19 protein-coding genes are annotated in these 20,942 nt (G+C 42.4%); 8 read left to right on the top strand and 11 right to left on the bottom strand.

Annotation, left to right across the window (positions count from 1 at the left end; translation table 11 throughout):
- Positions 1–38: 38 nt before the first annotated feature.
- Positions 39–1,049: a protease SohB gene (gene sohB / locus L2703_RS08080; protein ID WP_248970594.1), complete on the bottom strand. Its 1,011-nt coding sequence runs from the start codon at positions 1,047–1,049 to the stop codon at positions 39–41.
- Positions 1,050–1,170: 121 nt separating this feature from the next.
- Positions 1,171–3,660: a VolA/Pla-1 family phospholipase gene (locus L2703_RS08075; RefSeq protein ID WP_248970593.1), complete on the bottom strand. Its 2,490-nt coding sequence runs from the start codon at positions 3,658–3,660 to the stop codon at positions 1,171–1,173.
- Between the two features lie 259 nt (positions 3,661–3,919).
- Here L2703_RS08075 and L2703_RS08070 point away from each other — a divergent pair, with 259 nt between their 5' ends.
- The gene (locus L2703_RS08070) at positions 3,920–4,660 is read left to right on the top strand and encodes a YciK family oxidoreductase (RefSeq protein WP_248970592.1); all 741 of its coding nucleotides are present in this window, start codon (positions 3,920–3,922) and stop codon (positions 4,658–4,660) included.
- Between the two features lie 120 nt (positions 4,661–4,780).
- Here L2703_RS08070 and L2703_RS08065 read toward each other — a convergent pair whose 3' ends face one another.
- The 6 genes from L2703_RS08065 to pspA form a co-directional block, all read right to left on the bottom strand.
- Positions 4,781–5,113 (bottom strand): ComEA family DNA-binding protein, encoded by a 333-nt coding sequence (locus L2703_RS08065; RefSeq protein WP_248970591.1) that lies wholly within the window; start codon positions 5,111–5,113, stop codon positions 4,781–4,783.
- 140 nt (positions 5,114–5,253) lie between these two features.
- Positions 5,254–6,345: a TIGR01620 family protein gene (locus tag L2703_RS08060; RefSeq protein ID WP_248970590.1), complete on the bottom strand. Its 1,092-nt coding sequence runs from the start codon at positions 6,343–6,345 to the stop codon at positions 5,254–5,256.
- Between the two features lie 21 nt (positions 6,346–6,366).
- The gene (locus L2703_RS08055) at positions 6,367–7,812 is read right to left on the bottom strand and encodes a YcjX family GTP-binding protein (RefSeq protein ID WP_248970589.1); all 1,446 of its coding nucleotides are present in this window, start codon (positions 7,810–7,812) and stop codon (positions 6,367–6,369) included.
- Between the two features lie 68 nt (positions 7,813–7,880).
- Entirely contained in the window at positions 7,881–8,276 is a 396-nt protein-coding gene (gene pspC, locus L2703_RS08050; protein ID WP_248970588.1) for an envelope stress response membrane protein PspC, read from the bottom strand.
- Entirely contained in the window at positions 8,263–8,502 is a 240-nt protein-coding gene (gene pspB / locus L2703_RS08045; protein WP_238103304.1) for an envelope stress response membrane protein PspB, read from the bottom strand. Before pspB ends, pspC begins: the two co-directional genes overlap by 14 nt.
- Before the next feature lie 20 nt (positions 8,503–8,522).
- Positions 8,523–9,206 carry a phage shock protein PspA gene (gene pspA, locus L2703_RS08040; RefSeq protein ID WP_248970587.1) on the bottom strand — a complete coding sequence of 228 codons (684 nt, stop codon included), beginning with the start codon at positions 9,204–9,206 and terminating at the stop codon, positions 8,523–8,525.
- A 192-nt stretch (positions 9,207–9,398) separates the two neighbouring features.
- On the opposite strand from pspA, the gene pspF reads away from it, so the two are divergent.
- From pspF to fabV, 7 genes are all read left to right on the top strand, one after another.
- On the top strand, positions 9,399–10,472 hold the full coding sequence (gene pspF, locus L2703_RS08035) for a phage shock protein operon transcriptional activator (protein ID WP_248970586.1): 1,074 nt from the start codon (positions 9,399–9,401) through the stop codon (positions 10,470–10,472).
- A gap of 81 nt (positions 10,473–10,553) precedes the next feature.
- A complete protein-coding gene (locus L2703_RS08030) occupies positions 10,554–12,179 on the top strand; it encodes an ABC transporter substrate-binding protein (RefSeq protein WP_248970585.1) in 1,626 nt (541 codons plus the stop codon).
- Positions 12,180–13,211, top strand: a complete 1,032-nt coding sequence (locus tag L2703_RS08025; protein WP_248970584.1) for an ABC transporter permease — start codon at positions 12,180–12,182, stop codon at positions 13,209–13,211.
- A complete protein-coding gene (locus tag L2703_RS08020; RefSeq protein WP_248970583.1) occupies positions 13,198–14,088 on the top strand; it encodes an ABC transporter permease subunit in 891 nt (296 codons plus the stop codon). Before L2703_RS08025 ends, L2703_RS08020 begins: the two co-directional genes overlap by 14 nt.
- 3 nt (positions 14,089–14,091) lie before the next feature.
- Positions 14,092–15,102, top strand: coding sequence for an oligopeptide/dipeptide ABC transporter ATP-binding protein (locus tag L2703_RS08015; RefSeq protein WP_248970582.1), 1,011 nt, complete (start codon positions 14,092–14,094; stop codon positions 15,100–15,102).
- Positions 15,080–15,868, top strand: a complete 789-nt coding sequence (locus L2703_RS08010; protein WP_248970581.1) for a peptide ABC transporter ATP-binding protein — start codon at positions 15,080–15,082, stop codon at positions 15,866–15,868. The genes L2703_RS08015 and L2703_RS08010 overlap by 23 nt, the downstream gene beginning before the upstream one ends.
- 105 nt (positions 15,869–15,973) lie before the next feature.
- Positions 15,974–17,176, top strand: coding sequence for an enoyl-ACP reductase FabV (gene fabV, locus L2703_RS08005; RefSeq protein WP_248970580.1), 1,203 nt, complete (start codon positions 15,974–15,976; stop codon positions 17,174–17,176).
- 319 nt (positions 17,177–17,495) lie between these two features.
- On the opposite strand, the gene L2703_RS19050 is transcribed toward fabV, so the two are convergent.
- From L2703_RS19050 to hupB, 3 genes are all read right to left on the bottom strand, one after another.
- Positions 17,496–18,401, bottom strand: coding sequence for an AraC family transcriptional regulator (locus L2703_RS19050; RefSeq protein WP_248970579.1), 906 nt, complete (start codon positions 18,399–18,401; stop codon positions 17,496–17,498).
- A 125-nt stretch (positions 18,402–18,526) separates the two neighbouring features.
- Positions 18,527–20,404: a SurA N-terminal domain-containing protein gene (locus L2703_RS07995; protein WP_248970578.1), complete on the bottom strand. Its 1,878-nt coding sequence runs from the start codon at positions 20,402–20,404 to the stop codon at positions 18,527–18,529.
- A 220-nt stretch (positions 20,405–20,624) separates the two neighbouring features.
- Positions 20,625–20,897: a nucleoid-associated protein HU-beta gene (gene hupB / locus L2703_RS07990; protein WP_160053351.1), complete on the bottom strand. Its 273-nt coding sequence runs from the start codon at positions 20,895–20,897 to the stop codon at positions 20,625–20,627.
- Between the last annotated feature and the right edge of the window lie 45 nt (positions 20,898–20,942).

Raw genomic sequence — 20,942 nt, 5'->3', positions numbered from 1 at the left:
ACGACAGCACACGCTGTCGTTTTTTATGCTTAACATCATTAAACTGACTGATTACGTTCAAGCAGCTTGTTCATGACCGAATTGATTGATAATGACGCGGCATGTGCAATTTTATCTGCCAACTTTTTCTTCATCTGATAGCGAATTTTTATCACTTTATGGGTTTTAGCCAAATTCAAAATCACATCATCACTAGTCGATACTTCATCAATCAAGCCTAAATTAATGGCTTGTTGGCCATACCAGTGTTCACCGGTGGCGACTTTGGCAATATCCATCTCTGGACGATAACGGCCCACAAACGCTTTAAATAACACGTGGGTTTCTTCAAGTTCTTGTTGAAACTTAGCACGGCCTTCATCGGTGTTTTCACCAAAAATGGTTAACGTACGCTTAAAATCGCCGGCTGTATGCTGTTCGTAATCAATATCATGCTTTTTAAGCAAACGATTAAAGTTAGGCACCTGGGCGACAACGCCAATTGAGCCAACAATGGCAAAAGGTGCGGCATAGACTTTATTTGCCACACACGCCATCATATAGCCACCGCTTGCGGCAACTTTATCGATACAAATAGACAATGGGATATTCGCTTGGCGTAAGCGGTCTAGCTGGCTTGAGGCAAGGCCATAACCATGCACCATTCCACCACCACTTTCCACATTTACCAGTACTTGGTCGTCTTTGTCTGCAATGGTTAAAATTGCGGTGACCTCTTCACGTAAAGATGCCACTTCACCCGCATCAATGCTGCCTTTAAAATCAATAACAAAAACTTTACCTTTAGCGGTATCCGATTTTTCTGCGTTTTTTTCTTCTGCTTTGACTTGCTTTTCATAAGCTTTAAATTGCTTTTTAGTGAGCAATTCTTGTTTTAAATCATGCTTAAGTTGTATTAGCTCATCTGAAATATCAGTTAGTTGTAACTCACCTTTGTCCGTTTTACTCTTAATACTGCTGGCTAGTACCAAGACCACAATCGCCAACACTGATAATACTATCGTCACCGCTTTAGCTAGAAATAAGCCATATTCATATAAAAATTCCAAATTTCGCTCCATACAGGGAAAACAAATTAGCGACATTTTAACAGTAATCCCCTACAAATAGAGAATAAAAAACCCAGCAAAAGCTGGGTTTTATTTAAATAAATGTACTAATTAGTAAGCATTAGTTACAGCTTTGGATCACGTCGCTATTTGATATCGCAATCGTTGCTTGTCCTAAACCTGCAGTTTTTGCAAACCCAGCAACTTGAGCTTGCATCTCTGCAGTTGCTGCAGATGCCATGCCGTCTGTTACACCCGGTACTTCACTTGGGCTAACAATTGAACTGTGATGACCTTTAGAGAAACGAACAGCACCAGAGCCTGGCATCGTTGAGTCAACACAATCTAAACCTATTGCCGCAATTAACGGTTCAGTACCAGACAGTGGGAAATTAGCAACACTGTTAGGTAAGGTTTGGTCTGATAAGTTATCAGCGCCATCGCCTACCACTTCAATTAAATGAACCGGTAGTTCTGTCGCCGCTAACATACCCGCATGATTTAACGGATCAGCTGAGTCAACCGCTGTTTGCACAGCCAGTGCAAATGATGGAATAAATCCAGCATACACAGCCTGCACTAATGCTTCGTACTCAGCGGTACCTTCTTCGTAACCCGCCGTGTTTGCCGCCGCTAATAACGCTGCAAAGGTGCTAGATGCAGTAACGTTAGCAAATAGTTGGGGACCAAATGCTGCAGAACCCGCAAATGAACCCGCTAAACCACCCGCTGGTGCCACTAAGGACGTCGCATTAATCACATAAGGATTACCTAAAGACGCACCAGTTGATGGATCTGTCAATCCAGTGCTTGCATAAATAGAGAAAGTGGTACCAACAATACCGCCTAAACTTAAACCTTGCGCACTGATTTTCGACACATCAAACACTTGAGGTTGATTAGCTGCAGCTAACTGCCCTGCCATACCTTGTAGCAATAAACGCAAGGCTAAGTGATCTAATGTCGCCTGACGGAAATTATCGCGAACAGTTAAGGTACTGGCAATGTTAACAAACACTAATGGGTTACCATTGGTAAATGCATTAGGTTTACCAATTAAGCTACCAAATGCAGGTGCCGTTGCCGACATTTCATAAACGCCATCACCATTGATGTCGAATGAGCGAGCACCATGAAGTGGCATATCAATAGAAATTGTTGCTACACCTGCGGCGGCATAAGTACCGGCATAAGCAAGGTTCATTTCTTTACCACCACCTAAACCATGCATGGTAATGGTGGTTGGCCAGCCACTGGTTGGTGGAACAAATGTGCCACCTTGAGCCGTTGTAAATGCTGCAAGCTTAGCTGCGTTTGGCAAGGTAATTTGCACAGGAATGGTTTCATAGCCCTTAATAGCAGGGATAGGATTTAGACGCGTTAAATGCTTGGTTTTGTCTGCAGATGTGCCGTCATCTAATTTCCACTGTTTACCCGCTAGCAGTGCAGGGTTAGCAAGAGCAGCTTGTGCATCAACCCCTTGCTCAGCAGCTTGAGTGAAAAAATTGGTTTGACTAAGTGTGCCAGCCTGTAATGCTAATAACACTGAAACAGGGCTGTCACCTTGAGCAAACCAGCGACCATTTGGTGCTGCTGGCGCACCGTCAATTACCGGAATAACACAACTAGCAGATGAGCAGTTGCCGTAAAATGGTACTTTAATTTCAGCGGTGTACACATCTGCCATGTCCGCTAATATGTAAGAAACACCACTTGCTGGGGTTAATCCTAATGCTTGAGCCGCGGTATAACCTGCTGGAGTAGGCGTTTTGGTAAATGAAGGCTTATAAGGATCGCTCGAAGCCATTAGCAACTTGGCAGTTTCATACACATTAGCGACCGATTGTGTCGTAAATAAACCTGAGTAAATTATGTCTTCAGAGTCAATACCATGTTCGGCGGCGACACCTTTTTCATAGCTGTTCACTAATGTTTGTAACAACAGCTGCGAAGCCGTTTCTAAAGGTTTAGTTTCTATGTCTAATTTTAATAAATTATAGGTGGTTGACGGTGCAATGCTGCGACCCAACGAGTCTTGGATCAAGTTGGTAGCAACATACAAATACGACTGGATAGGCTTTAATGGCTTAAGTGGCACAATAACCACACTGTTTCCAGAAGCTTTTGTAATAAAGTCAACGCCAAAGGTTAATTCTTCGCCCACTTTACATGCAGAAACGGACGCAGCCGAGGTACATTCTGGATCAGTTGATAACGACCCGCCAACTGTGGCTTCAAAAACACGAACAGCACCAGGTTGAAATACAGAAGCGGCATCCAAGGTTAAGGCATTGCCCTGAAGGTCATTTGCTAGCTCCATTGTTATTGAAATTGGTGAGCTAGTTGACCATCCGTCTAATGCGCCAAGTGCGATTTGAGGATTGGTGTAATCCACACCGGTTTCACCCGGAATAGACAAGGTACCATCGGTAGTACCACTAAAAAGTAAATCGTTAGGTAATGGCAGTTTTCCATTTGCCGGATCAAACTGAACATGTGATAAAGGTACCAATGGCTCAGCTTTTTCTTTTGCTTCGTTAAAGCTGTCACCACCACAGGCCGTTAAGCCAAGAGCAGATGTTATTGCAACACCCAAAATGAGTCTTTTCATCTTTTTTCCCCAAATCTTGTTTTAATAATTTTGTTTTCCCCAAGAATTGGTCACAATAGTCCTATCATGCGACCGTAAGGACTTATGTTAGTCCCTAACTACTCTCAAGTTAACGCAAAATTATTGAGTTAGCTACAAGTTTGTTACATACAAATGACCTATTCGTATACATTTATTAATCATTTGTTTCAAACGGTCGTTTATTTTTTATTCGGTTCTAGATTTGACGGGCGATTGCGCTAAGAGGAATTAATCAATCATGTTGGAATATCAAGCTGCAAAAGATTTACTAAAAAATAAAATTATCTTGGTAACTGGTGCTGGAGACGGTATTGGTTGTGCTGCCGCGATTGAATTTGCACAGCACGGTGCAACCGTTATTTTATTAGGAAAAACCGTCAAAAAACTCGAAAAAGTGTATGACGAAATCATTCACGCTGGGTATCCGACTCCTGCTATTGTTCCGCTAGACTTAAAAGGAGCAACAGAACAAAACTATATCGATATGGCTGAGACTATCGCTGAGCAATTTGGGCATTTAGATGGCTTATTACATAATGCGTCACAATTGGGCGCATTAGGCCCCTTTGAACACATTGATTTGACTTCGTTAGAAACTATCATGAAAGTGAATGTGACCGCACAAGCAATAATGACTAAAGCATTGCTACCTGTAATGCGTAAAGCGCCGCATGCTTCAATCATTTTTACCTCTAGCAGCGTGGGCCGTAAAGGTCGTGCTTATTGGGGACCTTATGCCTTTTCTAAATTTGCTACAGAAGGCATGATGCAAGTACTTGCCGATGAATGTGATGAAACACACGTTAGAGTCAATAGTATCAATCCTGGTGCCACACGCACTGAAATGCGTGCAAAAGCCTACCCAGCAGAAGATCCACAAACCCTGAAAACAGCCAAAGAAATTATGCCAACCTATCTCTTTTTAATGGGAGATGAATCCATAGGAACCAATGGACAGGCATTTAATGCTCAATCTTAACAAATAACAGCCAACAAAAACGGAAGCTATAGCTTCCGTTTTTAGGGTTTGTTGCCCTTACAAAATGATTATCACAAACAACACCATCCTACACAGAGCAACAGCGCCGATTAACTCACATTAAAAACTAATCTGTTTGGCATTTTGGCTGACCAGCTTTTCACCGACACCTTTCACCATTGTTAATTGCTGTAAATCTTTAAATTTACCGTTTTTTTCACGGTACTCCACAATTGCCTGTGCTTTGGCTTGGCCAATGCCTTTTAGCGACTGTAATTCTTCAGCGCTGGCCTTGTTAATATTAATGGCATTATGTTGTTCAACTGCTTGGGTTGATTTCTTAGCGGTTTCGGCAACCACGTTGCTCTTAACAGTATCAGCGGCAAAAGATGAAGTGCTAAAAAAACAAGCCAAGCACATGAATAACGCAGTTAATGTTGTTGATGAGGTCATTAGAGTCTCCTTATTTCCATAATTTGCTGGAATTTCCTTACTCCATAATCCAGCGTGATGATTCAGAACGCTATGTTGTTTCTGGATCGGAGACTAAATGTAGTCAACAATCAAAAATTGTACATAAAAAACACAATTCGCTATGACTTACTATTCACTGTTTCTGCTGCCGGAGCCTTTTTCTTTGCCATCATAGATGAGGTAAATTGCGTTAATTCAACCAGCAAATGCTGATGCACCTGACTCAATTTAGGTTTATTTTTTGCGCTAAATGCAATTGGACGACAAAGGCTCATGGCTTGGTACCCTAACCGCGCGGTTAATAAACCACCGCCAAGCCCCTGTGCAATTCGTGCTGAGAGTTTTCCTGTCATTTCAACAGATAACAGTTGAGTGCCCAAGTCTGTTATCACTTCTGTACTGCCAGCATAAATCACATTAATAATAATACTGCGGATAAGCTTAATACGGCTCCAGTAGCCTAACTCGATACCATAAATCGCAGCCACTTCATTAATCATCTTTTGATTACGCCATAAAATAATCGCCATATCTAGGGCAGCTAATGGGCTTGCTGCAAGTAATAATGCCGATTCGGCAGCAAATCGATTGACTCTTTTTTTAGCTAATAAATCACGCTCGCTCAGCACTATTTTATCAAATAGCATGACGATTTCGGCGTCATTATGCTCGTTATTAGTGGCCTTAATGAATTGTTGTTTTGCCTCTGTTTGAGGGTATTTGGCTAAAATAGGTGTAATAAATTTATTAGCCTCTCCCATTTGCATACTTTGTGATAGTCGTTCAGCAATGGCCTGATGATCGGCCACTTTTTTAAGGCTAACTAATTTTCGCCATTCTTTTACAACCGCGACAGTGGCCCATAACGTCACAATGGCGAGTACCGAAGCATAAAAACCAAATAACCAGGGGCTTTGATTAAACGATTCCATCAGGCCCAACACCGTTTGCACCAGTGCCAATACAGCCACGCTGAAAAGTGATAACACGGCTAATCTTGACCAACGTTTGGGTTTGCGGGGCGTGATACTGTCAGAGATTGACTCTGGCAAGTCATCCAAAGCTTGTTCACACACAAATTCAAGGTCACGGTAAGCTTGAGCGGGTTTAATCGGCTCTGCAACTTTGCTTGGGGTTGCATCACGAATAAGATCGGCTTCAGTAAATACTTGCGATTTTTTAAGTCCCGATGCGTTATTTATCTGATTCATAAAAAATACTCACACAGTGCCCTAGGTTAGTTTGTCGCCTAATAGAAACTCTAAAAGATGATCAAGGCGAATATGCTCAAACGTTGGATGAGCCTCATTTAACTGACTTATATTGGGCGGTAAAAAGGCGTTAAAGTTAAAGCCCTGTTGCTGCCAAAATGTGGCATCAGGAAGCACAGCAGGCACATCGCCGGGGTAAACAGTAATTGGTTTACCGTCAAGTCCAGTTCCTTTTACCACTTCTTGTTGCTGGCCATTATCTGTTTTAACCATGCCATGTTGGGTCGCCTTAATGGCACTAATGGCCATAGTTTCAACATCACTGCCTTCAAAATTTGCGTAGTGTTGGCTTTGTTGCAACATCGCATTGAGTAAATTCAGCACATGGCTTTGCTGGTCGCGTGTGACACGATCGACCTGACTTGCTGCAAATAACACTTTATCAATACGTGGTGAAAACAAACGCCTTAATAAACTAGATTGGCCAAATTGAAAGCTTTCCATAATTTGATTAAGCGCCCTGCCCATATCATTAAATTGAGCTTGACCATGGTTTAACGCGTTTAAACAATCCACTAACACCAACTGACGATCAAACCGAGAAAAGTAATCACGATAAAATGGCTTTACCACTTGGGAGACATATTCCTCATAACGGCGCTTTAATACATGGTAATTAGAGTCCTTAGGGCTTGTGGCCAACGCTGAATGCGTTAACGGACTCACCGACAATAAAGGGAAAAAAGCTAATAAAGGTGTGTTCTCATACTCGCCGGGTAATAACATACGCCCGGGTTGAGCATGGTAAAAACCTTGCTTGCGAACCAAATCAACCAGCACATTTTGGTAAAGATCGGCAATACATTTAAGTTGTTGCTCGTCAGCGACCGCGGCTAAGTCTAATTGGTTAACGGCCTGGGCAAATTCATCATAATAAGGAGAATAACTTAAACACGCCACATTTTGCTGTTGCGATAAACACCAGTGGGTAAAGTCATGTTTGAGCATAGGTAAATCTAGTAACCATTCTCCAGGATAATCGACAATATCCACATACAAGGTGGCTGTGTCAGTTAATTTAGCCAATATACCTTGTTGAGGTTGATACTTTATTGCTAGGCGTAATTCTGTAATGGTTCGTGTCGATGCAGGCCAATGTGGCGGTGATGAATTTAATGCCGTCATTGAGCCTTGATAGTCAAAACTGGCAATGTCTAAATCCGGCTGCATTGCACGCTGTACCCCAATGAGCCGGCCTTCTCTGGCAACTTGCCACAAAGGTAATGCGTTATGTCTATTCCCTTTACCTGCATGTAATAGTTGATTGACTAAACCACTGATAAATGCAGTTTTACCTGCACCAGATAAACCGGTTACAGCAAGCCTTACGTGTCGGTCGGTACTGCGATGCACAAGAGATTGGGCTGTTTGGGTGACTTTAAACAAGGAACGATCTAAAAAATTCATGGTGGCTGATAGCTCCTCAATGCAAGATTGACCATAAAACAAGGGCGGTAAACCGCCCATTAGAATAATTAAAGACTATTGATTTCCCGTTTTAAGTCAAAACTATCTGACGTTACGTGTTTCTCCAGTCGCTGCAATCGAGTTTCAAGCCCATTAAACTGGCGACTGACATCAAATAAGGCACGTTTTGCAGGCTCTCCGGCTTGCCATACCTTCTTTTTTACTTCGATGTCTTTGTGCTGTTCGTTGTAATCTAATGCCTGTGGCTTGACATCTAATATCATCCACAGCGCAATGTATATCACAAACACCACACCCGTTCCGCCAAGCAGAAATATCGATACTGCTAACACGCGCACTAACCAGGTTTCAAAGTTAAAGTAATCAGCGATGCCTGAACACACTCCCGCTATTTTACCACTTTTAGGGTTGCGATATAGCGTACGATCATTAGTTGTGCCCATGTTTCGCCCTCCATTCTGGTGAATCAGTATCTAAAATCGCTTCTAAGGTTTCGATGCGATGGCTCATTTTTTCAGCTTTCGCAATCAAATCATTAAGCTGTGCAAATTCTTCCTCTGTGAGTCCTTGGCTCACTTGTCGCTTACTGCGGTAGTGAAGAATCAACCAAATGGGTGCAACAATTACTAAAAATATGATAATTGGTGCAATAAGAAGATCCATGTCCATAACTCACCTCTGAAAAATTATTATGCTTTTGATTTAGGTTGTGATTTTGCGTTTACTTTGGCTTTTAGTGCCGCTAATTCGTCATTAACAGCATCTTCAGCTTCAAGGGCGGCAAACTCATCTGCAAGGGTATTCTTTTTACCTAAGTCATATGATTCAACTTGAGCTTCAAGGCCTTCAACACGGCGTTCGTATTGCTCAAACTTCATCATTGCATCATCAATTTTGCTTGAATCAAGCTGCTTTTTCACTTCTAGACGTGAAGTGGCAGTTTGCTTACGCATAATGATGGTCTTTTGGCGAGCACGAGCATCATTGAGTTTTTCTTGCAGTTGTGCCACTTCGTCTTTTAAACGAGTGATATGTTCTTCAACAACTTGCAATTCCATTTCCAGAGTTTGTAATAACGCTGTGGTTTTTTGCTTTTCAATTAAAGCGGCTTTTGCTAAATCTTCACGATCTTTCGATAATGCTAACTCAGCTTTATCCTGCCAATCTTGCACTTGTTCTTGAACACGGCTAATACGACGTAACAGTTCTTTTTTCTCAGCCAACACTTTGGCAGAGGTTGAACGTACTTCAACTAACGTGTCTTCCATTTCTTGAATGATAAGGCGAACCATTTTTTCTGGATCTTCGGCTTTATCAAGTATTGCGCTGATATTTGAATTAACGATATCTGCAAAGCGAGAGAAAATTCCCATAATGTATTCCTCAAAAAGTAACGTGGATGTCGCAATAGGTATTACACATTGCGTGCCAACTTTGCCAACTATAACAATATCAGCCAGTTATACAAATATTTAACTTTTTCTTTCATTTATTCATTAAGCCATCTATTATGATTTTCACTAATTATTAGTCTAATTCACTAACAATTTTGCGAGTAAGCCACTGTGAGTAAACAATACCAACAAGATAATCTCATCGGCCAATCTAATGCGCTACTTGAAGTGTTAGAACATGTGTCTAAAATTGCCCCTTTGTCTAAGCCTGTGCTGATTATAGGTGAGCGCGGAACGGGTAAAGAGCTCATTGCTGAGCGTTTACATTACTTATCAGCCCGATGGGATCAAAGTTTTATCAAACTTAACTGTTCATCATTAAGCGAAAACTTACTCGAAAGTGAATTGTTTGGCCATGAGTCTGGTGCATTTACCGGTGCTAAAGGTAAACATGAAGGCCGTTTTGAGCGGGCTGACGGCGGGACGTTATTTTTAGACGAATTAGCAAATACCTCTGGGTTGATCCAAGAAAAGCTTTTAAGGGTCATTGAATACGGCGAATTTGAACGCGTCGGTGGGAGTAAAACCGTACAGTCAGATGTACGCCTTATTTGTGCGGCCAACGAAGACTTACCCGCACTGGCTGACAGTGGCGAATTTAGAGCCGACTTATTAGATAGGTTAGCTTTCGATGTGATAACGTTACCGCCATTGCGAAGCCGTACAGAAGACATTATGCCCCTGGCAGAACACTTTGCCGTTAGCATGGCAAGACAACTTGGGCTCGACTATTTTGGTGGTTTTGGCGCAATAGCCATTGAACAGTTAATGATGCATAACTGGCCTGGAAACATTCGCGAACTTAAAAACGTGGTCGAGCGCAGCGTGTACCGTGAAGGCTCTGATGGTCAGGAAATTGATCGGATTATTTTAGACCCATTTGCCTCTCCGTACCGGCCTATGAGTCGCGTTAAGACTCGTGAGCGTCAGGCTGCACCGGTTGAAGTAACGGCGACTCAAACAAACACCGACACTAAGTCAAATGATGACACTCACAGCGGGCATCATGGCATCGAGTTTCCTATCAATTTCAAAGAATACACTGAAAACGCAGAAATAGACCTGTTACAAAAAGCGCTTGCTGAAGGCCAGTACAATCAAAAGAAAACCGCCGACTTACTTGGGTTAAGCTACCATCAGTTACGAGGTATTTTAAAAAAATACAACTTACTTGATAAGTCTTAAATGAACACGTATCAGCGATTGCTCCTCTTACAAGAACACTGTTAAAATACTTACTCAAAGTCGATAAAAAATGATCACATCATGCTTGTTATAGTTAAACGCTGGTATCAGCTGATTTCCTTATGTATTACCAGTCTTTTGCTGGCTGCATGCGGACAAGCACAATTACCTTCTGGTTTGGTATATTGCAGCGAAGGTAATCCTGAGAGCTTTAATCCGCAATTAGTGACTTCTGGAACCACTATTGATGCGACGTCTCACCAAATATACAGCCGCTTAGTCAATTATAGCCAAGCCAAGGCAGAGATCATTCCTGGACTTGCCACTCAATGGCAAATGTCTGAAGACGGGTTGAGTTATCAGTTTACATTACGCGAACATGTCAGCTTTCATAAAACCCGTCGATTTACCCCCTCAAGGGACTTTAATGCTGACGATGTATTGTTTTCATTTAACCGTATTATTAACCCCTTACATCCTTATCATTTAGTCAGCAGAACGGGTTATCCGTTTTTTCAAAGCATAGGGTTTGCCGAACTTATCGAATCGATAGAAAAGGTCAATGACTACCAGGTTATATTTCACTTAACCCGTAAAGACGCATCATTTTTATCTAATTTAGCCACAGATTTTGCCGTTATTTTGTCGGCAGAGTACGGTTATCAGTTGCTAAGCGAAGGCAAACCAGAAGATATTGATTTTTTTGCGGTCGGTACCGGTCCGTTTCAACTGAGTCAGTATGTGAAAAATGAATACATTCGTTATAAAAAACACCCTGTTTATTGGGGACCCACGGTCGAGCTCGATCAGCTAGTATTTGATATCACCCCGAGAAGCACTGCGCGAATTGCAAAACTCATCACTGGTGATTGCAGTGTATCAGCCTTACCTAAAGCTGGTGAACTAGCAGTACTAAACCAACACCCTGATGTAATTGTGGATGCAAAACCAGGATTAAATGTGTCATTTTGGGCGTTTAACACCCAAAAGCCCCCCTTAAACGATGTTCGTGTTAGGCGCGCTTTGGCGCATGCCATCGATAAACAAAACATTCTTGAAGCGGTATATAATGATACCGCCGTTGAAGCCACTGGTGTACTGCCACCAGCATCTTGGGCATATTCTAAAAACCTATCACCCAATGATTACAACCCACAAAAAGCCATTGAGCTATTAAAGCAGGCCGGAGTCAATCAATTATCGATTGATGTCTGGGCAATGCCGGTGGCACGGATTTATAATCCAAGTGCATTAAAGACCGCTGAGCTTATTCAAGCCGATTTAGCTCGTATTGGGGTTAAGCTTAATATCATTAGTTATGATTGGAGCGTGTTTACGCAAAAATTATCTGCATCTAACTATGACTCAGTCTTAATTGGCTGGAACGCAGATAATAGCGATCCCGATAACTTTTTTACCCCGTTATTAAGTTGTGCGGCACTGGAGTCAAATAACAATCGCTCTCGTTGGTGCCAAAAAGACTTTGAGCATTTACTCACCCAAGCGCAAAGTGTGTCATCACAACCTGAACGCAAAGCATTTTATCAGTCAGCCGAAGCAATTATTAGCGACCAGGTCCCTATGGTAACGCTGGCTCATGCGAAAAAAGTCGTCTTAAAAAAGAACAATATTACCGCCATGCAAATTCGTCCTTATGGCGGGATCTCGTTTGCAAAAGCGATACAAACATCAGAGGAAGGCGAATAAATGTGGCGTTATCTTTTTAGACGCATCACCCTTTTTGTTGCCACATCATTAGTCATGATAGCGGTCTTATTTATTGCTACTGGATTATTTCCAGCAAACAAAGCCTATTCGTTATCGGGTATTCAATACCCAACTGCGCTGCAGCAACAACAAATAGAACTCGATTATCAATTAAACGACAACGCACTCTTGCAATTTACCGCGTACCTTAGGCAACGCTTGTCGGGTAATTTGGGGATTTCAAGTAATTCGCAGCAATCAGTGGCTGGTGAGCTGGCATCGGTATTACCCGCCTCGTTCGAATTGTCTTTGTTTTCTGGTTTTATTGCCGTATTTTTCGGTGTACCCATTGGGGTTATAGCCGCTTTAAGCCGAAATAAAATGTTACAGCACAGTATTTTGGCTTTTACTTTAACGGGTTATTCTATGCCGGTGTTTTGGCTTGGACTGACACTGGCCATGTGGTTAGGTGTTAATTTAGGCTGGTTACCCATATCAGGACAAATCAATTTACTTTATGAAATCGAACCCGTAACAGGGTTTATGCTAGTTGACACCTTGTTGTCGGAATCTACTTACCGTATCCCCGCTTTTCACGACGCGTTATTACACCTAATTCTCCCTGCGGTAACCTTGGCGGTACTACCCTTTACCCTTGTGGTTCGAATCACTCGCCAAGCGATGATCAATGTCATGAATCAAACCTATATCCGCGCAGCAGAAGCCAGAGGATTACATACATTTAAAATTCTAGTCCGTCATGCTTTGCCAAACGCATTAATCCCAGTATTGAAAAGCATTGGCTTAATGCTGGGGTCATTTGCTAGTTATGGCATCGTGGTAGAGGTGATATTTTCGTGGCCGGGAGTTGGCAGTTGGCTGGTGTCTGGCATCTATCAGCGAGACTATACTGTGATTCAAGCAGGGATTTTATCTGTATCACTACTGATCATTTTCTTAAGCATTTTGATTGAGCTATTGCATACAGCAATCAATCCGATGAGTAGAAAGGAACTATATGCCTCGCATTAAAATCTACCACGAAGACCATATTGACTCACCAATGTGGCGCGTGTGGCAAAGCTTTTCGTCTAATCCTTTTGCGTTAATCGGATTATGGGCTGTGCTTTTTTTGCTGGTGTTGACCATATTCGCGCCTTTCATCGCACCCTTCTCGGCTGAAGCACAAGATCAACAAGTTCTGCTATTGCCTCCGTCTTGGGATCCTGCCGGAAAGGTAGAACACTTTTTTGGCACAGACGATCTCGGGCGTGATATTTTTAGTCGCATTTTACACGGCGTACAATTAACCTTTGGTATGTCGTTATTAGTTGTCGGTGCATCGTTATTTTTTGGGTTTGTTATTGGTTCATTGTCGGGAATGATGCGCGGAATAAAATCTAGCGTATTAAGTCACTTGCTCGATGCATTATTGTCAATTCCGTCATTGCTTATGGCTATTTTAGTGGTCGCTGTGATGGGACCGGGCTTAAACAATGTATTTTGGGGTGTTGGTATTGCCATGGTTCCGCAGTTTGTGAGAGTGATTCACCAGGCCGTTCACGAAGAATTACAAAAAGAATATGTCACTGCAGCTCGGTTAGATGGGGCAAATTCGCTGCAAATTTTTTGGTATGTGATTATGCCTAACGTGTGGGATGTGGTGATTATTCAGGTAACGATGGCCATTTCGGCAGCCATATTAGATATCGCTGCATTGGGGTTTTTAAACCTAGGCGCCCAGGCACCAAGCCCTGAATGGGGCGCGATGGTGGCACAAGGTCTAGATAATTTGCTGCTTGCACCATGGACTGTCGCTATACCAGGGGTTGCCATCTTATTTACCGTATTATCGGTAAACTTAGTGGGTGATGGTCTACGTTCAGCACTTGCACCAATAAGAAATTAACCTATGCCATTACTCGATGTACGTAACCTCACTATTGAACTCGACACAGCGCAAGGCCGAGTCAAAGTACTTGAAAAAGTCAGCCTAACAATCAATCCTGGTGAAATCCACGGTTTGGTTGGCGAGTCGGGTTCTGGCCGAAGTTTACTCGCGAAAGCGATTCTTGGGGTACTGGGCCCGAATTGGCATATTGTTGCAGACCGTATGATGTGGGATGGAAAAAACCTATTAGAAATGAGCGCTAAAGATCGGCGTAATTTAATGGGTTGCGATATGGCCATGATTTTTCAAGATCCATCCGGTAGTTTAGATCCAGTAAAAACCATAGGTAGCCAGCTCATTGAAGCCATGATGCCCAATAAAAGTGTTCCATTTTGGCGTCGTAGTCGCGATACCTATCTTAATGCCCAAAAATGGTTGCATAAAGTTGGCATCAAAACGCCTAAACAACTGATGAAATGTTATCCGTGGGAATTATCTGAGGGCGAATGTCAAAAAGTCATGATTGCGATGGCGGTTGCAAATCACCCTAAACTGCTTATCGCAGACGAACCCACCAACTCTATGGAACTGAACACTCAGGCACAGATTTTCCGATTATTATCTCAACTTAACCAGCTACAGAATGTGTCTATATTGCTGGTAAGCCACGAACTCGAAATTATGGTGAACTGGTGTGATAATTTAACCATTTTATACAGTGGTCAGGTAATGGAATCTGGCCCTGCGGAGGCCATGGCAGAGTTGCCGTTTCACCCTTATACCCGAGCATTATTAAAGAATTTACCTGATCACACCAAAAAGATGCGCCATAAGTCTGACTTACCGACATTACAAGGTTCGTCACCCTCAATGCAGCATTTACCAGCAGGCTGCCGACTTGGCCCACGCTGCCCTGAAGCGCAGCGTAAATGCGTAAAACAACCTAACCTTGAACACAGTAAAGGTCGTTATTTCGCCTGCCATTTCCCTTACCAAAGTGAGCAAGAAGATGACGACGACGCCATTGCTTAAAGTGAACAATTTGTGCAAACAATATGTCACCGGTTATAAACGTTTTAAACCTCAATATTATCAGGCTTTAGCGCCTGTTTCATTTGAGCTAGAACGTGGCGAAACGATGGCAATTGTCGGCTCTGTCGGCTCAGGTAAAAGTACGTTGGCACGTATTTTAGTCGGCGCAGAGAGACGCAGTGGCGGTGAAATATTTTTTGAAGGTGAAGCATTAGAGACTCGCAACCAAAAACAACGTTGTCGATTGATCAGAATGATTTTCCAAGATCCAACCACATCGCTTAATCCGCGTCTCTCTATTGGTAACTTGCTAAAAGAGCCCTTGCGGTTTAACACCACACTCAATAGCCAAGAACGTAAAGATTTGGTGATTGAAACCCTACGCAAAGTTGGATTACTGCCTGAACATGCTAACTTCTATCCACACATGATTTCAGAGGGGCAAAAACAACGTGTAGCCGTTGCGCGTGCCTTGATGCTCAACCCTAAAATCATTATTGCTGACGAAGCTTTAACAGCGCTGGATATGTCAGTACGCTCGCAAATTATCAACCTATTATTAGATCTCCAAAAAGAGATGGGATTGTCGTATATTTTTGTATCCCATAACCTTAATATCGTCCGTCATGTGAGCGACAAAGTCATGGTGTTACAAAACGGTATTATGGTTGAGAAAACCACAACCGAAGCCTTATTTAACTCACCTCAACATGAATACACCCAAAGGCTGATCCAAGAGCAAAGTCAATTTATGCAACGACGCTAAACTGCTCCAACCACTGTGGTTTTCAACGTATTTTCGCAAAAATCAGTGCCATTTAGGCGCTGAACTAATTATCCTAGAGCCAAAGTTAAAGGAAGAAACCAAACTATGATTATTAAACCTAAGATCCGTGGCTTTATTTGTACAACCACTCACCCTGTTGGCTGTGAGGCAAACGTAAAAGAACAAATTGAGCTCACTAAAGCCAAAGGAAAAATAGCTAACGGCCCAAAAAAAGTCCTTGTTGTGGGCTCTTCTAGCGGCTATGGCTTGTCATCTCGTATTGCTTCAGCCTTTGGCAGTGATGCGGCAACAATTGGCGTGTTTTTCGAAAAGCCAAGTTCAGAAACCAAACCTGGCACTGCAGGTTGGTATAATTCTGCAGCATTTGACAAGTTTGCTAAAGCTGAAGGCTTATATTCTAAAAGCATTAACTGTGACGCCTTTAGCCATGAAGCAAAGCAGCAAGTGATTGAGCTTATCAAGCAAGATTTAGGTCAAATCGACATGGTGGTTTACTCATTAGCATCACCGGTGCGTAAATTACCAGACACTGGCGAAGTGATCCGCTCCTCACTAAAACCTATTGGTCAAATTTATACGGCAACAGCAGTTGATACCAATAAAAACACCATCATTGAAACCTCTGTCGAGCCTGCAACAGAGCAAGAAATTGCCGATACTGTAACCGTGATGGGCGGCCAAGACTGGGAATTATGGATGAGCGCGCTAAGTGATGCTGGTGTATTAGCTGATGGTTGTAAAACCGTAGCTTATAGTTACATTGGCACAGAGCTAACTTGGCCAATTTACTGGCATGGTGCGTTAGGTCAAGCCAAAATGGATTTAGACCGTGCTGCACATGCGCTTAACACTCAACTTGCTGCGACGGGTGGTTCGGCCAATGTAGCGGTACTCAAGAGTGTTGTAACACAGGCCAGTTCTGCAATCCCTGTTATGCCACTGTACATCGCCATGGTGTTTAAAAAAATGCGCCAAGAAGGCCTGCATGAAGGTTGTATGGAGCAAATCTACCGCATGTTTAGCGAGCGCTTGTATCGCGCAGATATGCAGGCTCCGGTTGTTGATAGCGAAAACCGTCTTCGTTTAGACGATTGGGAATTGCGTGAAGACATTCAGCAACACTGCCGCGACTTATGGCCACAAGTGACCACTGAAAACCTAAGTGAATTAACCGATTACAATGAGTACAAAGAAGAGTTTTTAAAACTGTTCGGCTTTGGTATTGACGGTATCGATTATGACGCTGACGTGGATCCTAACGTTAAATTTGATGTTATTGAGCTGTAACTATCCATTTTATGCTCATTAAAAGAGGTTAAATTAACGAAAGCCGCGATGCACTGTATTGCGGCTTTTTTATTTATTTAAGCCTATACCTATCAGCACAAAATGTGACCATGCTTACAAGTTAACATTGCTTATCACCTCGTATGACATGTTAAAAATAGAACAACCTGCTCAATGCAACATCTGCCTTGTTATAAGCGATTTGTCCTACGCAATCTCTTTTCACTTATTTATGCTGATTGGTATTAATAAACCTTAACTCTGCATTTAACGGCTATTAGCCACAGCCGCCTATAATGAGTACAAACTATCAGTCAATTTATTGCAAAGGTAAGTAGATGTCGACCGATTGTTGCAGCTCAGTGCCCGGCTCGACACTCCTGCCAATACTGAGTCGCTCAAACATTAAGGGGCTATTGCGTAATGAGTATGGATGCTCGTTTAACCAAATACGATAAAGGTAATCAACTGCTGCGTGCAACACTGCATTGATATCGCTATTTTGCTTATCTGTTGTTACCGATAATTTTGCATAACGGCCTGCAACAATAATGTTGGTCTCAATCCCCTCCTCTGTTAAACCTGTTGACGTTAATTTTGCATACGTTTCGTCATCAAGTGATACACCAATATCCATACGATATGGCTGTGCTTGTGGCAGACTGTGTACCAGATTAAAGGTTCGGCCAACACCTGGCCCCACAGCGTACTGTTGACGCCATCGAATAAAACGCTCGATAGTCTTAGGCATTGCCTTCATGGGGCCATTGTGCGTAACACTAGCCAGCGTTAAAGCATTCATTGACACTATTTCAACGTCTGCAGAGAACATTCCATCTTGAGGTGATTGAAACGATTTAAGCGGTTGCTGTTTAGCAAAAAAATTATTCCAATCGGGCGCTTGTCTAAATGATTGAGGGCTTTGGCCAATACTATGGGTGAACGAGTCAACAAAGTCAGCTTCATTGCTATAACCTAAATTTATCGCGATAGCCTCAAGTGGAATTTGTTCGCCAAACCCCAATTGATGAGCCGCCTGCAAACTTTTAAGTAACTCGACGTATTGCTCTATCGACAAACGGTATAGCGAGTAAAACAAGTGCTGAAAATGACACGCTGGCAGGTCGGCAATCGTTGCTAGGCTATCAATATTCAGTGGCGCTGCAATATTAGAGTCGATATAGGCGAGTGCTTTTTCAAATGCTTGATCGAGTTTATGGCTCACTTGTTTTCCTTATGACATAAAAGAAAAAGACCTAGACAGTATGCCTAGGTCTTTTCTACTTCACTAATGTAACTGACTAAATCGAATTGACGCTAAGACGATTAACGCAATTTATTGTCCGTTAATTATTCAGCGACGGGATACTCAATTTCAGCATCGGCTTTAAGCGTTGCAATTACAGCGCGATAATCTGCTTCGCTGTATTGTGGCGCTAAGCGTTGCTTAAGGGTATTGATTAAGTTGTCGTTAATCCCTTGTGCTTCATTGACTTTATCAACCACAATAACCGCATAACCTGTTGCTAATGCAGCAGTATCAATGGTTACACTGTTTGCTGCTGGGGCGGCAATCTTAAAGGCTTTGTCAGTAATCGCTTGATCGATATCTTGATTAAAACGACCTAACTTAGGTAACGCGATTAATGTTGCATCCGTTAATGTATCATTGCCAGCCTTTAATTGAGCCATGTACTCAGCGGCTTTTTCACGGGCGCTTTCGTTAGCTTTGTCTTGTTTTAGGCGTTCTGTAATGTCAGCTTTTACATCAGCAAATGCCATAGTACCAGCCATTGTATGTTGTTTCATACGGATAACAACAACATGGTTAGGTGCAAGTTCAATCACATCACTGTTCATACCGCTAGCAAGTACTTGATCAGAGAAAGCAGCTTTGATGAGCTCTGGATTATTAAATTTAGCAGGAACCCTGTCACGCGAGAAAAGCTCAGTAGTTTGTACTTTAGCACCAATGGCTTGAGCTGTATCGATTAACGTATCTGGGATTTCATAGCTGGTGTCAGCCAGTTTGCTCTGCAAACCGTAGAAAACATCTAAGGCTTTCTTTTCTTGCAATTGAGCAACAATTTTTGCTTTTACATCATCAAAGGCAGTTGCTTGGCTTGCTTGCAAGTCAAGTAACTTAATAATGTGGTATCCAAATTCACTCTTAACGACAGATGATACTTGGTCTTGTTGCAATGCAAATAATGCTTCATCAAAAGCAGGATCCATTACCCCTTGTTCAAACCAATCTAATTTACCGCCTTGTTCTGCGCTTAACTGATCATCTGAATCAGTTTTAGCAACTGCAGCAAAATCTTCACCAGCATTCAATTTAGCAACGATTGCGTCTGCTTTAGCTTTATCAGCGCTATCATCATCGGTTGCAGCAACAAAGATATGTGCAGCTAAACGTTTTTCAGGGGTTTTATATTGAGATTGGTGCTCGTCGTAATACGCTTTAACTTCTTCGTCTGTGGTTTGGCTATTTTTAGCCATATCAGCCACGTTAAGTTCCACGTATTCTAAACTAACCTGCTCTGGGCTCATAAATTGAGCTAGGTTTGCATCATAATAACTTTGTGCTTCTTCATCAGACACTGACACACTTGCTAAATATGGCGTCGAGTCCACCACTAAATAACGAATGTCACGGGTTTGACCTTGCACCTGAGCAAGTTGTTTTGCTTCACCGTCTAATACAAACTCACTGCCTACGATGGCATTAAGTAACTGACGACGAGTCATGTCAACACGCATCATATTTCTGAAACTGGTGGTTTGGTAGCCTAATTGGCGAATTACCGCTAAATAGCGATCATTATCAAATTTACCATCGGTTTGAAACGCAGGCTCATCGATAATGGCTTTTTTAATTTGCTCATCTGATACACGTAAACCCAGTTTATTTGCTGCTTGGTCAATTAACTTATCAGCCACTAAACGGTCTAGCACGCCTTGCTTGATGCTATTCATGTAGTTGTCATCGGCGGCTAATGCATTAAACATTTCGCCTAGCTGTTGCTCAATGCGCGAACGTTCGTTTTGGAATGCAGTTTCAAGATCGTTGGCGCTGACTTCTTCACCGTTAACGATGGCAGCCGGAACACCAGTATTAGAGCCTAAGTAGCTACTCACACCGGCAAAAGCAAAAGAAAGTATCACAAGTACAAGAATTGTCTTAGCAACAACCCCTTGTGATCCTTCACGGATTTTTTCTAACATCTGAATTCTCGCTTGTTGCGATTAATAAAATAAAAAGGCGCATCACCTTGTGGATGCGCCTTAATGTAAATTATATGGAGTTATCAGACGCTACCACGGGTATAACCCAATACTCCCAATATTCATTATGTATACATAACAATATTGCTTTTCGTAAAAAGCACCGCCTAAGCAGTGCTTGTATTACGAATGCCTTACAAAGGCTACGTTGCTAACTTTTTTAGTTAACAGCGTCTTTAAGCGCTTTGCCAGCTTTGAACGCAGGAATGTTCGCAGCAGCAATTTTAATTTCTTTACCCGTTTGTGGGTTACGGCCAGTACGTTCAGCACGTTGACGTACTTCAAATGTACCAAAACCAACTAGAGAAATCTTATCGCCTTCTTTAAGACCTTCAGTTACCGCAGCGATAAATGAGTCTAGTGCGCGGCCAGCGGCAGCTTTAGAAATATCAGCACCAGATGCGATTTTCTCGATTAGTTCAGATTTGTTCATGTCATCCCCTTGAATGTTATTGTCGCGCCGCAACCAAATCCGTGT

The sequence above is a fragment of the Shewanella basaltis genome (assembly GCF_023283885.1).
Lineage (GTDB): Bacteria > Pseudomonadota > Gammaproteobacteria > Enterobacterales > Shewanellaceae > Shewanella > Shewanella basaltis.
This window is presented reverse-complemented; position numbering and strand designations above follow the sequence as displayed.

What these genes read in the sequence shown, in the direction of transcription:
- L2703_RS08070 (WP_248970592.1), top strand. Translation starts at nt 3,920, where the DNA reads ATGTTGGAATATCAAGCTGCAAAAGATTTACTAAAAAATAAAATTATC.
- L2703_RS08020 (WP_248970583.1), top strand. Translation starts at nt 13,198, where the DNA reads ATGCCTCGCATTAAAATCTACCACGAAGACCATATTGACTCACCAATG.
- pspB (WP_238103304.1), bottom strand. Translation starts at nt 8,502, where the DNA reads ATGGACATGGATCTTCTTATTGCACCAATTATCATATTTTTAGTAATT.
- L2703_RS08065 (WP_248970591.1), bottom strand. Translation starts at nt 5,113, where the DNA reads ATGACCTCATCAACAACATTAACTGCGTTATTCATGTGCTTGGCTTGT.
- L2703_RS08060 (WP_248970590.1), bottom strand. Translation starts at nt 6,345, where the DNA reads ATGAATCAGATAAATAACGCATCGGGACTTAAAAAATCGCAAGTATTT.
- L2703_RS08010 (WP_248970581.1), top strand. Translation starts at nt 15,080, where the DNA reads ATGACGACGACGCCATTGCTTAAAGTGAACAATTTGTGCAAACAATAT.
- L2703_RS07995 (WP_248970578.1), bottom strand. Translation starts at nt 20,404, where the DNA reads ATGTTAGAAAAAATCCGTGAAGGATCACAAGGGGTTGTTGCTAAGACA.
- L2703_RS08015 (WP_248970582.1), top strand. Translation starts at nt 14,092, where the DNA reads ATGCCATTACTCGATGTACGTAACCTCACTATTGAACTCGACACAGCG.
- L2703_RS08025 (WP_248970584.1), top strand. Translation starts at nt 12,180, where the DNA reads ATGTGGCGTTATCTTTTTAGACGCATCACCCTTTTTGTTGCCACATCA.
- L2703_RS08075 (WP_248970593.1), bottom strand. Translation starts at nt 3,660, where the DNA reads ATGAAAAGACTCATTTTGGGTGTTGCAATAACATCTGCTCTTGGCTTA.
- L2703_RS08030 (WP_248970585.1), top strand. Translation starts at nt 10,554, where the DNA reads ATGCTTGTTATAGTTAAACGCTGGTATCAGCTGATTTCCTTATGTATT.
- pspA (WP_248970587.1), bottom strand. Translation starts at nt 9,206, where the DNA reads ATGGGAATTTTCTCTCGCTTTGCAGATATCGTTAATTCAAATATCAGC.
- hupB (WP_160053351.1), bottom strand. Translation starts at nt 20,897, where the DNA reads ATGAACAAATCTGAACTAATCGAGAAAATCGCATCTGGTGCTGATATT.
- pspC (WP_248970588.1), bottom strand. Translation starts at nt 8,276, where the DNA reads ATGGGCACAACTAATGATCGTACGCTATATCGCAACCCTAAAAGTGGT.
- L2703_RS08055 (WP_248970589.1), bottom strand. Translation starts at nt 7,812, where the DNA reads ATGAATTTTTTAGATCGTTCCTTGTTTAAAGTCACCCAAACAGCCCAA.
- fabV (WP_248970580.1), top strand. Translation starts at nt 15,974, where the DNA reads ATGATTATTAAACCTAAGATCCGTGGCTTTATTTGTACAACCACTCAC.